This is a genomic window from Oerskovia sp. Root918, assembly GCF_001428945.1.
GTDB lineage: Bacteria > Actinomycetota > Actinomycetes > Actinomycetales > Cellulomonadaceae > Oerskovia > Oerskovia enterophila.
The window spans coordinates 1,014,793-1,027,373 of the sequence record NZ_LMJG01000001.1; the positions used below are offsets into that span (position 1 = coordinate 1,014,793).

The window sequence follows — 12,581 nt, forward strand, 5'->3', positions numbered from 1 at the left end:
GGATCCGGGCAGCAGAGCGAGGATCGACACGCTCAGGATCGACCGGTCGGGGAGCGACGCACGGCGTCGTGACCCGTCGGGACCGAGCGGCCACCTCCGACGCGACCGCGTCCGGCAGGGGCCGAGAACGACGGCACCGCTGACCGTGCGGGCCGGGGTGATGGAGGAGGAGCTTCGTGGGAGCCAGCCAGCAGGAGCAAGGTCCGCTGCGCGTCGCGCTGCTCGGGTGCGGCGTCGTGGGGTCCGAGGTGGCCAGGCTGCTGACGCAGCAGAGCGCGGACCTGGCCTCGCGCGTCGGGGCGCCGCTCGAGCTCGTGGGGATCGCGGTGCGCGACGCGTCCGCGCCGCGCCCGCTCGCCGCGTCGGTCGACCGCTCGCTCCTCACGGAGGACGCCGAGGGGCTCGTCGCGCGCGCCGACATCGTCATCGAGGTCATGGGCGGGATCGAGCCGGCCCGCTCGCTGCTGCTGCGCGCGATCGAGTCGGGCGCCGCGGTGGTGACCGCGAACAAGGCGCTCCTGGCCGAGGACGGCCCCACGCTCTACAAGGCCGCGGACACCGCGGGCGTCGACATCTACTTCGAGGCCGCGGTCGCGGGCGCGATCCCGATCGTCCGTCCGGTGCGCGAGTCGCTCGCGGGCGACAGCGTGCGCCGCATCCTGGGCATCGTCAACGGCACCACGAACTACGTCCTGGACCAGATGGCCAGCACGGGCATGTCGTTCGACGACGCGGTCAAGCAGGCCCAGGACCTCGGCTACGCCGAGGCCGACCCCACGGCCGACGTCGAGGGCTTCGACGCCGCGGCCAAGGCCGCGATCCTCGCGAGCCTCGCGTTCCACACGCGGGTCTCGCTCGAGGACGTCGCCCGCGAGGGCATCACGCGCATCACGGCCGACGACGTCGCGTGGGCCGCGCAGACCGGCCACGTCATCAAGCTGCTCGCGATCGCGGAGTCCGTCACGGGCGACGACGGCGCGCACGGCGTCTCGGTGCGCGTGCACCCCGCGCTCGTGCCGCTCACGCACCCGCTCGCCGGGGTCCGGGGAGCCTTCAACGCGGTCTTCGTCGAGGCCGACGCCGCGGGCGAGCTCATGTTCTACGGCCGTGGCGCGGGCGGCGCCCCCACGGCCTCGGCCGTGCTGGGCGACGTCGTGTCGGCGGCCCGCCACCGGGTCCTGGGTGGCAAGGGCCCCGAGGAGTCCACCTACGCTGCCCTGCCGATCCTGCCGGCCAGCACCGCGGTCACGCGCTACCAGGTCCGCCTCGCGGTCGACGACCGTCCCGGCGTCCTGGCACAGGTGGCTCAGGTCCTGGCCTCGAAGGGCGTCTCGATCGAGGCCGTCCGCCAGCCGTCGGAGCCCTCGGTGCCCGGGGCCGACGGTGCGGAGGACGACGGGTCGACCGGCGTCGCCCACCTGGTCATCACGACCCACGCCGCTGCGGAGGCCGCGCTCGCCGCGACGGTCGACGCGATCGCGGTGCTCGAACCCGTCCAAGAGATCACGTCCGTCCTGAGAGTCGAGGGAGCCTGATGGCCCACCAGTGGCGAGGCATCATCGCCGAGTACGCCGACCGCCTGCCCGCCCACGTCCAGGAGCGCATCGTGACGCTCGGCGAGGGTGGCACGCCCCTCGTCGAGGCGCCCGCGCTCTCGGCCCGGACCGGGGCCCAGGTCTTCCTCAAGGTCGAGGGCATGAACCCGACCGCCTCGTTCAAGGACCGCGGCATGACCGCCGCGATCTCCTCGGCCGCGGGCCGCGGGGCGAAGGCCGTGGTGTGCGCGTCGACGGGCAACACGTCGGCGTCGGCCGCCGCGTACGCGACCAAGGCCGGCATGGTCTGCGCCGTCCTGGTCCCGGACGGCAAGATCGCGATGGGCAAGCTGAGCCAGGCGATCGCGCACGGCGCCAAGCTGCTCCAGGTCGACGGCAACTTCGACGACTGCCTGGTCGCGGCGCGCAAGCTCGCCGAGGCGTACCCGGTCGAGCTCGTGAACTCCGTGAACCCCGACCGCATCGAGGGCCAGAAGACCGGCGCGTTCGAGATCGTCGACGCGCTGGGCGACGCCCCGGACATCCACGCGCTGCCCGTGGGCAACGCGGGCAACATCACGGCGTACTGGAAGGGCTTCCGCGAGTACGCGGGCCTCGGCGACCCGGACGCGCCGGGGGCGCACCTGCCTGCGGTCAGCACCAGGACCCCCATCATGTGGGGCTTCCAGGCTGCCGGCGCGGCCCCGATCGTCGCGGGCCACCCCATCACGCACCCCGAGACCATCGCGACCGCGATCCGGATCGGCAACCCCGCGTCGTGGGCCCAGGCGGAGGCTGCTCGCGACGAGTCGGGCGGCGTCATCGAGGCCGTGACCGACGAGCAGATCCTCGCCGCGCACCGCATCCTGTCGGCCGAGGCCGGCGTGTTCGTCGAGCCCGGCTCGGCGGCGGGCGTCGCGGGCATCCTCTCGCGGGCAGAGCGTGGCCTCGTCCCGGCCGGTGCGCGCATCGTCGTCACGGTCACGGGCCACGGCCTCAAGGACCCGCAGTGGGCCCTCAAGACGCTCGACGGCGCCGACGTCACCCCCATCCGGGTCAGCGCCGACGTCGTCTCGATCGCCGACGCGCTCCAGCTCGGCTGAGCACACCTCGCACGTCCTGCCCGCCCCGGCTGCCCGCCGGGGCGGGCAGCGGACGGGCGCCTCCCCACCCTTCACCTGACGAGAGGTCACCGCGATGCAGCTCGGAGCCGACCATGTGCGGGTGCGCGTGCCCGCCACGAGCGCGAACCTGGGGCCCGGGTTCGACGCCCTGGGGCTGGCGCTCGCGCGCTACGACGTCCTCGAGGTCCGCGCGCTGGGCAACGGTGACGTGGTCGTCGACGTCGAGGGGGAGGGGGCCGGCGAGGTCCCCGGGGACGAACGGCACCTGGTGGTGCGCGCGCTGCGCGCGGCCCTCGAGCTCGTCGGGGCTCCCCAGACCGGGCTCCACCTGACCTGCACCAACGCGATCCCGCACGGTCGGGGGCTCGGTTCGTCCGCGGCCGCGGTCGTGGCGGGCATCGCCGCGGCCCGCGCGCTCGTCGCGGACCCCGCGGCGCTCGACGACGCGGCGGTCCTGCAGCTCGCGACCGAGTTCGAGGGGCACCCCGACAACGCGGCCCCGGCGATCTACGGCGGCGCGACCATCGCCTGGACCAGCACGGTCGAGGGGCGCGAGGGCGCGCACGCCGTGCGGCTCGACGTCCACCCGGACATCGAGGCCACGGTCCTGGTCCCCTCGACGCGGCTCGCCACGAGCCGTGCTCGAGGCGTGCTGCCGCAGACCGTCCCGCACGCCGACGCAGCGCTCAACGCGGGCCGCGCGGCGCTGCTCGTCGACGCGTTGACGCGCTCGCCCCAGCACCTGTTCGAGGCCACCGAGGACCGTCTCCACCAGGAGTATCGCGCGGGCGTCATGACTGCCTCGTGGGAGCTCGTGCGCGCGCTGCGTCTCGACGGCCTCGCCGCGACCATCTCGGGGGCCGGGCCGACGGTCCTGCTCCTGGGCCGTGCACAGGACCGCGAGCACGCGGACGCGGTCCTGCGCGAGCTGCTGCACGGCTCGGACCTGTGGCGGGCCTACCGTCCGGGGATCGACCTGGAGGGCGTCCGTTCGGAGCGGGTCGTCGGCAGCACGGGCCTGCCGGCATCGATGCGCTGAGCGACGCGTCGACCGGTGCGGCGACTGGTCTTCCCGGGTGCTACGGATGGTAGAATCCATTGAGCCTTCGCAGGTTCGTGATGATGCCTCGGTGATTCCTCGACGAATCTCCGCCGAGTCCCCGGGCATCGGCAGAGCAACCACTGACTGCGCCTCATACCCCGCGAGAAGGCAATCCAGCCCACGTCAGCTGACGTCGTCGTACCACTGACGCGTGGTTCCACTGCGTTCCGGCCGTCACGTGCCGAGCGTCGATCACCCGCGGCCCACCCCTCGCACAGAGCAAGTGGGCGCAAACGAGGGGAAGGGTCCTTCGTGACAGACACCACCGACACCGCCCGTGCAGGCGCACTCTCGACGCTGCGCCTCCCCGAGCTGCAGGCACTCGCCTCGCAGCTCGGTGTGAAGGGCACGTCCAAGATGCGCAAGAGCGATCTTGTCGACGTCATCCGTTCCACCTCCGGCGAGACGAGCGCCTCCGGGCGCCCCGCCGGAGCGTCCGCTCCTGCGCGTCGCGCGCCGGAGAAGGACACCTCGACCGAGAAGGTCGTGCTGCCCGCCGTCGAGGCGCCCGCACGTCAGGCGACCGAGAACATCGAGCGTCCTCGCCGCGAGCGAGGCGCACGCGCCGAGCGCGCCGGCAAGGGCGAGAGCAGCGACAAGGCAGCCGACATCATCGCCCCGCTGCTCGAGCAGACCGCGCGTGCGGCTCGCGACGGCGGCGACCGTCCGGTCGCCGGTGAGACCCCCGACGAGCGCGCTGCACGCGCAGCCGCTGCGGTCGGTCTCGTCACGGGCTCCGAGCGCGGTTCGCGTCGTTCCGGTCGGGGCGCCGGTGCTCCGCGCGGCGGCGAGGCCGAGCAGGCTCGCGAGACGGCCCCCGAGGGCGGCGCGGCCCGTCAGGGCGGCGAGCGTCAGCAGGGTCAGCGCGACCAGCAGGGGCAGCGCGACCAGCAGGGCGGCGACCGTCAGCAGGGCGGTCAGCGCACCGACCGTCAGCAGGGTCAGCGCGACCAGCAGGCGCAGGGCAACCAGCAGGGCGGTCAGCGCACCGACCGTCAGCAGGGTCAGCGTGACCAGCAGGGCGGCGACGACTACGACGAGCGCGGCGGACGCCGCCGTCGGGGTCGCGACCGCAACCGCGACCGCGACCGCAAGCGCGGACGCACGCGCGGCGGGAACATCGACGTCGCGGGCCTCGACGAGATCGAGGTCACCGAGGACGACGTCCTGCTGCCCGTCGCGGGCATCCTCGACGTCCTCGACCAGTACGCGTTCGTGCGCACGAGCGGCTACCTGCCCGGACCGAACGACGTCTACGTCTCGCTCGGACAGGTCAAGAAGGCGGGCCTGCGCCGCGGCGACGCGATCATGGGGGCCGTGCGTCAGCCCCGCGACGGCGAGAGCTTCCAGCAGACGGGACCGCGCAACCAGAAGTTCAACGCGCTGGTCCGTCTCGACTCGGTCAACGGCATGGCCCCCGAGGCCGCCCGCAACCGCGCCGAGTTCAACAAGCTCACGCCGCTCTACCCGCAGGAGCGCCTGCGTCTGGAGACGGGCGAGGTCGGTCGACTCACGCCGCGCGTGATCGACATCGTCGCGCCGATCGGCAAGGGGCAGCGTGGCCTGATCGTCGCGCCGCCCAAGGCCGGCAAGACGATCATCATGCAGCAGATCGCCAACGCGATCACGACGAACAACCCTGAGGTCCACCTCATGGTCGTGCTCGTGGACGAGCGACCCGAAGAGGTCACCGACATGGAGCGCACGGTCAAGGGCGAGGTCATCGCCTCGACCTTCGACCGTCCGGCCTCCGACCACACGATCGTCGCCGAGCTCGCGATCGAGCGCGCCAAGCGTCTCGTGGAGCTGGGCCAGGACGTCGTCGTGCTGCTCGACTCGCTCACGCGTCTCTCGCGCGCCTACAACCTCGCGGCTCCGGCCTCGGGGCGCATCCTGTCCGGTGGTGTCGACGCCTCGGCGCTCTACCCGCCCAAGCGCTTCTTCGGTGCGGCGCGCAACATCGAGAACGGTGGGTCGCTCACGATCCTCGCCTCGGCGCTCGTCGAGACCGGCTCGAAGATGGACGAGGTCATCTTCGAGGAGTTCAAGGGCACGGGAAACATGGAGCTCCGGCTCTCCCGCTCGCTCGCGGACAAGCGCATCTTCCCGGCCGTGGACGTCAACGCGTCCGGCACGCGCCGCGAGGAGATCCTCATGCCGCAGGACGAGCTCCGCATCGTCTACAAGCTGCGCCGCGTGATGGGCGCGCTCGACCAGCAGCAGGCGATCGAGCTGCTGCTCGGCAAGCTCAAGGAGACCAAGTCCAACGTCGAGTTCCTGCTCCAGGTGCAGAAGACGACGCCGGGCGGTATCCACAACGACGAAGAGGTCGGCCGCGCCGTCTGATCCGTCCTGCGGGTCGGTCGCGCCCTCGTCCTGACGGCCGGCCGACCCGCAGATTTTTCGTGTGCCGGACCCGTCTGGCACAATGTCCTGTTGGTTTCCCCGTCCCCGGTTCACGGCTGCTGTCCAGGCAGGCGACCCGGGGGCACCCCACTGAGGAGAGTCCTGTGAAGGCTGATATCCACCCCACGTACGTCGTGACCGAGGTGACCTGCACCTGCGGTTCCACGTTCGTCACGCGCAGCACCGAGACGTCCGGGCGCATCTCGTCCGACGTCTGCTCCGCCTGCCACCCGTTCTACACGGGCAAGCAGAAGATCCTCGACACCGGTGGCCGTGTGGCTCGCTTCGAGGCTCGTTACGGCAAGAAGGCCGCCGACAAGTAGCGACTCTCCAGCGCCGGTGGTCCGAGCGCCCGTCCAACCTCTCCAGGGGCAGGCGGCGTGCTCGTTCCACCGGCGCTGTCGTCTTTCCCGGTGGGCGGGTGCCCGGCGCGCACGTGCCGGAGGCTCCCGCACCGAGCCGCACCCAGCCATACCGGCCGCACGCCGCCGGACAGCCCTAACCATCCCTCTCGTCAGGACACCCTCGTGACCGAGTCCTTCGCCGCCGTCGAACACCTGCTCGCCGAGCACGCCGAGATCGAGACGCTGCTCGCCGACCCCGCGGTCCACGCGGACGCCGGCCGGGCGCGCACGCTCGGGCGCCGCTACGCCGAGCTGGGCCAGGTCGTCGCGGCCTACCGCGCCTGGCGCGACGCGACCGACGACGTCGAGGCCGCAGCCGAGCTGGTGGCTGAGGACAGCTCGTTCGCCGCCGAGCTGCCCGCGCTCCAGGAGACGGCCGCGGCCGCGACCGAGAAGCTGCGCCGGGTCCTCGTGCCGCGCGACCCCGACGACGGGCGCGACGTGATCCTCGAGATCAAGGCGGGCGAGGGCGGCGAGGAGTCCGCGCTGTTCGCGGGCGACCTGCTGCGCATGTACCTGCGCTACGCCGAGCGCCGGGGCTGGAAGACCGAGATCATCGAGGCCACCGACTCGGACCTCGGCGGCTACAAGGACGTCCAGGTCGCGGTCAAGGCGCGAGCGGGCGCCACGGATCCCGCGGACGGCGTGTGGGCCAACCTCAAGTACGAGGGCGGCGTGCACCGCGTCCAGCGCGTGCCCGTGACCGAGTCGCAGGGCCGCATCCACACCTCGGCCGCGGGCGTGCTCGTGTTCCCCGAGGTCGAGGACGCGGGCGAGATCGAGATCGACCAGAACGAGCTCCGCATCGACGTCTACCGGTCCTCGGGCCCGGGCGGGCAGTCGGTCAACACGACGGACTCCGCGGTGCGCATCACGCACCTGCCCACCGGGATCACGGTCTCGATGCAGAACGAGAAGTCCCAGCTCCAGAACCGCGAGCAGGCCATGCGCGTGCTGCGCGCCCGCCTCCTGGCGGCGCGCCAGGAGGAGGAGGCGGCCGCCGCGAACGACCTGCGCCGCTCCCAGGTGCGCACGGTCGACCGGTCCGAGCGCATCCGGACGTACAACTACCCGGAGAACCGCATCGCGGACCACCGCACGGGGTACAAGGCGTACAACCTGGACCAGGTCCTCGACGGCGACCTGGAGCCCGTGATCCGCTCGGCCATCGACGCCGACGAGGCGGCACGCCTCGCCGCAGCGGCGTCGTGACGTCGGTCGGGGTCCCGGGCCCGGCCCCGATGCCCCCAGGCCTGCCCGACGACGTCTCGCGCCTCCTGCGGGAGGCTGCGGCCGGTCTGGCGCAGGCGGGCATCGACTCCCCGCGCGTGGACGCCGAGCTGCTGCTCGCGCACGTCGCGGGCGTGCCGCGTGAACGGGTCGTCTCCGCAGCCGTGCTCGGCAGGCCCGTCGCGTCGCTGCTGCTCGCGAGCGGGAGCGCGCCGGGCGCCGACCGGACGGCCGAACAGGTGCTCGACGAGATGTCCCGTCTCCTCGCGGCCCGCGCCGCGCGCGTCCCGCTCCAGCACCTGACGGGCTCGGCGCCGTTCCGGCACCTCGAGCTCCTCGTGGGGCCGGGCGTGTTCGTCCCGCGCCCCGAGACCGAGCAGGTAGCGCAGGTCGCGATCGACGAGGCCCTCGAGGTCGCCGCGCGCAGGCCCGGGGCGCCCGTCGTCGCCGTCGACCTGTGCACGGGCTCGGGCGCGATCGCCCTGGCCCTCGCGACCGAGGTCCCCACGGCCCGGGTGCACGCGGTCGAGCTCGACCGCGATGCCCATTCCTGGGCCGAGCGCAACGTGACGCGCACGCGCGCGGAGAGCGGCGCCGTCGTGCACCTCGTGCGCGGCGACGCGCGCACCGCGTTCGCCGACCTCGACGGGGCGTGCGACGTCGTCGTGTCCAACCCGCCCTACGTCCCGCCGGGCGCGGTCCCGCGCGACCCCGAGGTCGCGCTGCACGACCCGCAGGTCGCGCTCTACGGCCTGGGCGACGACGGTCTCGAGGTGCCGCGCGGCGTGACGCGCGCCGCGGCCCGGCTCCTGGCCGACGGCGGGCTCTACGTCATGGAGCACGCCGAGGTCCAGGCCGAGGCGGCCCGTGGCATGGTGGCCCGGGTCGGCGGGTTCGACGAGATCCGGACCGTCGACGACCTGACCGGCAGACCCCGCATGGTCGTCGCGCGCCGCGTGCGCGCGACGAGCGACGCACCGGCCGCGCAAGCGGACCCTTCGGACATGGAAGACTGAGAACCGTGAGCTCTGTGCACCCCGTCACCGACCCGAACGCCTGGGGATCGTCGATCGACGAGGCGGTGAACGCCGTCTCGCGCGGCGGGCTGATCGTCCTGCCGACCGACACCGTCTACGGGATCGGCGCCGACGCGTTCGACGCCCAGGCCGTCGCGGCCCTGCTCGCCGCGAAGGGGCGCGGGCGGCAGATGCCCCCGCCCGTCCTGGTCCCGGACACGCGGACGCTCGACGGCCTCGCGACCGACGTGTCCGCGGACGCCCGCGCGCTCGTCGAGACGTTCTGGCCCGGTGGCTTCACCATCATCCTGCCCGCCCAGCCGTCGCTCGCCTGGGACCTGGGGGAGACGCACGGCACGGTCGCGCTGCGCATGCCGGACCACCCCGCGGCCCTCGCGCTCCTCCGCCGCACCGGACCGCTCGCGGTCTCGAGCGCGAACGCGACGGGGCGCCCCGCAGCCCTCGACGTGACGACGGCGCAGGAGCAGCTCGGCGACTCGGTCACGGTCTACCTCGACGGCGGCGACGCACCCGGGGGAGTGGCCTCGACCATCGTCGACGCGACCGGTCCGCACCTGCGCGTCGTCCGGGAGGGGGCCGTCTCGCTCGAGCGCATGCGCGTGATCGCGCCGGTGCTCGGGCTCGGCGAGGAGCCGCAGGAGCCCGACGACGAGGCGCAGGCCCCCGAGCCGGCCTCGGACGCCGCGGGCTCCGACGAGGTGCCCTCAGACGGTGCAGCCGTGGTCGGCGACGCGCCGTCCGAGCCCGGGCTCGTGCCCGCACCCACCACGGACGCCGCCCCGACCGCCACGACGAGCGACCCGGAGGCGAACGACGGGTGAGGGTCTATCTGCTCGTCCTGCTGATCGCGGCCGCGGTCACGTACCTCCTGACGCCCCTCGCCTACTGGGTCGCGGCGAGGACGGGCGCCATCACTGCCGTGCGCGACCGCGACGTGCACACCGTCCCGACCGCCCGCCTGGGAGGGCTCGCGATGACCGCGGGCCTCGTGGTCGCGGTGACGTTCGCGTCCCAGATGCCCTTCCTCAGCGGGGTCTTCGCGACCGACCAGCAGGCCTGGGCAATCGTCGGCGGCGCGGTGATCGTGTGCCTGCTCGGTGTCGCCGACGACATCTGGGACCTCGACTGGATGACCAAGCTCGCGGGACAGGTGCTCGCGGCGCTCTTCATCGCCTGGCAGGGCGTGCAGCTCGTGACGTTCCCCATCGGCGGGCTCACGATCGGCTCGCCCCGGCTCTCGCTCATCGTCACGGTGCTCGTGGTGGTCGTGGTGATGAACGCCGTCAACTTCGTCGACGGGCTCGACGGCCTGGCCGCGGGGCTCATCGCGATCGGCGGCACGGCCTACTTCGTCTACACGTACAGCCTGACCGTCGCGGCGAGCCCGACCGACTACTCGAACCTCGCGACGCTCGTCATGGCCGGGCTCGTCGGCATCTGCCTCGGGTTCCTGCCCCACAACTTCTACCCGGCCCGGATCTTCATGGGGGACTCGGGCTCCATGGTGCTCGGGCTCGTGCTCGGCGCGGCGGTCATCGTCGTGACGGGCAACATCGACCCCGGGGTCGCGGTGGACCCGAGCAAGCAGCGCACGCTCATCCCCATCCTGCTGCCCCTGGCCGTGATCCTGCTCCCGCTGCTCGACATGGTCCTCGCGGTGCTCCGCCGGGTCGGGACGGGCAAGTCCCCCTTCCACCCGGACCGGCTCCACCTGCACCACCGGCTCCTCGCGCTCGGGCACTCCCACCGCCGCGCCGTGATCATCATGTACCTGTGGACCGCGGTGTTCGCGTTCGGGGCCGTGTCGCTCGTGTGGTGGCCCGCGGAGACCGTGGCGATCGGGCTGGGCGTGGCGATCGTGATCGCGCTGCTGCTCACGCTCGGGCCCCTGCGCTCCCGTGGCCGCTTCCTCGACGACGACGCGGTGACCGCGCCCGAGGGCATCCCGACGACCGTCCCGCGGCGCGCTGGGGTGCCGAGCGGCGCCTCGCCCGTCGTCCGCAGCCCGGTCTCCGGCGCGACGCCGAGCACTGCCGCGCCCGTCCCCGATCCTGACCCCCGACCGGCCCGCACGGGCCCGGCCCACCCTGAAGGAACCTCCCGATGACGACTCCCACGCCCCACGGCGCCGACGACCCCACGACCCCTCCGGAGCAGCCGGCCTCGCAGGCCCAGCCCGGCGAGGTCACGGCCGACGCGGTCGGTGACGCCGTGAGCGCCGTGTTCCGCACCGCGCTGCGCGACACCCTGATCCTGCTCGTCGGGCTGCTCGTCCTGGGCGTCGCGCTCGGCGCGCTCCTGGCCGGGACGGCCGGCGTGTGGGGAGCTCTCATGGGCGTCGGGATCGCGCTCGTCTTCTCCGGGACGACGATCGTGGCCATGGCCCGCACGGCCCGCTCGACCCCGACGACCACCGCCGCCGTGGTGCTGGGCAGCTGGCTCGTCAAGATCGTGCTGCTCGGGATCGTCCTCGCGGTCCTGCGGAACTACGAGTTCTACGACCGGGTCGTGTTCGCCGTGGTGCTCCTCGTGGGAGTGATCGGCTCGGCGCTGCTCGACTACCGTGCGGTCGACCGCGGTCGTATCCCGTACGTGACGCCCAAGTCCTGAGGTCGCGGGCCGGTCGGGGCCGCCCCCGACGGCGCAGCGAGGCTCGGCCGCCGGGACGCACAGCGACCGGCGCCGGGGCATCTTAGACCCACCTCGCGCAGATCTGCCCGACGTGAGTGACCTGTGAAGGTCCGAACATGCGTTAGGCTATCGGCGAATCCATGAAGGCCTGGTCCGACGGCGTGCCCGCGCACGGCCCCGGAAACCGACGACCACTGGGAGTCCACCCTGTTCACGCTCGCGACCCCCTCTCCCTTCGTTGCCGCTGCAGAAGGCGAAGGCGGCTTCCACGCGCCGACGATCGGTGAGTTCTTCCCCGACGCCATCCTCTTCGCCGGCACCCCGTTCGAGTTCAACCGGCTGCAGCTCATCCGTGTGATCGCGACGATCGTCCTGCTGACGATCTTCCTCATCGCGGCCCGGCGCGCCAAGCTCGTGCCCGGCAGGTTCCAGAACGGCGTCGAGATGGTCCTCGACTTCGCTCGCGTGAACATCGTCGAGGAGATCATGGGGACCGAGCGGGCTCGCCGCTACGTCCCGATGATCACGACGATCTTCGTGACGATCCTCGCGTTCAACCTCACGGGTGTCGTGCCCGGGCTGAACCTCTCGGGCACCTCGGTCGCCGGCGTGGCGATCCTCCTGGCCCTGTGGGTCTTCGTGGCCTACTGGGCCGCGGGCATCCGCCAGCACGGCCTGTGGGGCTACATCCGGGCGAACCTGTTCCCCCCGGGCGTGCCGTTCCCGATCTACTTCATCCTGGCGCCGATCGAGCTGCTCCAGCTCCTGATCATCCGCCCGGCCTCGCTGGTCATCCGACTGACCGCGAACATGGTCGCCGGCCACATCATGCTGGTCCTGTGCTTCGCCGCCACGAACTTCCTCCTGCTCGAGGCCGCTCCGGCCCTCAAGGCGATCAGCGCCCTGACGCTCGCCGGGGGCATCGCGATCACCCTCTTCGAGGTCTTCGTCGCGGGCCTGCAGGCGTACATCTTCGCGCTCCTCGCCACGGTCTACATCAACATGTCGATCGAAGAAGAGCACTGACCCGCACCGCAGACCCTGGTTCCGCCGCCTCGGCGTCGGCGCCGTCCCTGAGCTCCACCTGACGCAACGCACCTGACGCCCGTTCG

Annotated in this window: 11 protein-coding genes; all 11 read left to right on the plus strand. The window is 72.8% G+C overall.

Translation table 11 applies throughout. The features are described from left to right. The first annotated feature begins 176 nt into the window (after positions 1-176). The 11 genes from ASE27_RS04310 to atpB all read left to right on the plus strand — a co-directional run bounded on the left by ASE27_RS04310 (position 177) and on the right by atpB (position 12,495). Positions 177-1,535, plus strand: a complete 1,359-nt coding sequence (locus ASE27_RS04310; protein WP_056646153.1) for a homoserine dehydrogenase — start codon at positions 177-179, stop codon at positions 1,533-1,535. Beyond that, positions 1,535-2,638, plus strand: a complete 1,104-nt coding sequence (gene thrC / locus ASE27_RS04315; protein WP_056646156.1) for a threonine synthase — start codon at positions 1,535-1,537, stop codon at positions 2,636-2,638. Before ASE27_RS04310 ends, thrC begins: the two co-directional genes overlap by 1 nt. 94 nt (positions 2,639-2,732) lie before the next feature. Continuing rightward, the gene (thrB, locus tag ASE27_RS04320) at positions 2,733-3,698 is read left to right on the plus strand and encodes a homoserine kinase (protein WP_056646158.1); all 966 of its coding nucleotides are present in this window, start codon (positions 2,733-2,735) and stop codon (positions 3,696-3,698) included. 315 nt (positions 3,699-4,013) lie between these two features. Then, positions 4,014-6,107 carry a transcription termination factor Rho gene (rho, locus tag ASE27_RS04325; RefSeq protein ID WP_056646162.1) on the plus strand — a complete coding sequence of 698 codons (2,094 nt, stop codon included), beginning with the start codon at positions 4,014-4,016 and terminating at the stop codon, positions 6,105-6,107. A 164-nt stretch (positions 6,108-6,271) separates the two neighbouring features. Next, the gene (gene rpmE, locus ASE27_RS04330) at positions 6,272-6,490 is read left to right on the plus strand and encodes a 50S ribosomal protein L31 (protein WP_056646165.1); all 219 of its coding nucleotides are present in this window, start codon (positions 6,272-6,274) and stop codon (positions 6,488-6,490) included. A gap of 204 nt (positions 6,491-6,694) precedes the next feature. Next, positions 6,695-7,783 (plus strand): peptide chain release factor 1, encoded by a 1,089-nt coding sequence (gene prfA, locus ASE27_RS04335; protein WP_056646168.1) that lies wholly within the window; start codon positions 6,695-6,697, stop codon positions 7,781-7,783. Positions 7,784-7,812: 29 nt separating this feature from the next. Beyond that, entirely contained in the window at positions 7,813-8,817 is a 1,005-nt protein-coding gene (gene prmC / locus ASE27_RS04340) for a peptide chain release factor N(5)-glutamine methyltransferase (protein ID WP_056646814.1), read from the plus strand. 5 nt (positions 8,818-8,822) lie between these two features. Next, entirely contained in the window at positions 8,823-9,659 is an 837-nt protein-coding gene (locus ASE27_RS04345) for an L-threonylcarbamoyladenylate synthase (protein WP_369800617.1), read from the plus strand. Beyond that, entirely contained in the window at positions 9,656-10,945 is a 1,290-nt protein-coding gene (locus tag ASE27_RS04350; RefSeq protein WP_082608487.1) for an MraY family glycosyltransferase, read from the plus strand. Before ASE27_RS04345 ends, ASE27_RS04350 begins: the two co-directional genes overlap by 4 nt. Continuing rightward, entirely contained in the window at positions 10,942-11,448 is a 507-nt protein-coding gene (locus ASE27_RS04355) for a hypothetical protein (RefSeq protein ID WP_056646171.1), read from the plus strand. The genes ASE27_RS04350 and ASE27_RS04355 overlap by 4 nt, the downstream gene beginning before the upstream one ends. 300 nt (positions 11,449-11,748) lie before the next feature. Further along, positions 11,749-12,495 (plus strand): F0F1 ATP synthase subunit A, encoded by a 747-nt coding sequence (atpB, locus tag ASE27_RS04360; RefSeq protein WP_331709602.1) that lies wholly within the window; start codon positions 11,749-11,751, stop codon positions 12,493-12,495. Positions 12,496-12,581 lie beyond the last annotated feature (86 nt).

What these genes read in the sequence shown, in the direction of transcription:
- thrC (WP_056646156.1), top strand. Translation starts at nt 1,535, where the DNA reads ATGGCCCACCAGTGGCGAGGCATCATCGCCGAGTACGCCGACCGCCTG.
- thrB (WP_056646158.1), top strand. Translation starts at nt 2,733, where the DNA reads ATGCAGCTCGGAGCCGACCATGTGCGGGTGCGCGTGCCCGCCACGAGC.
- prmC (WP_056646814.1), top strand. Translation starts at nt 7,813, where the DNA reads ATGCCCCCAGGCCTGCCCGACGACGTCTCGCGCCTCCTGCGGGAGGCT.
- ASE27_RS04355 (WP_056646171.1), top strand. Translation starts at nt 10,942, where the DNA reads ATGACGACTCCCACGCCCCACGGCGCCGACGACCCCACGACCCCTCCG.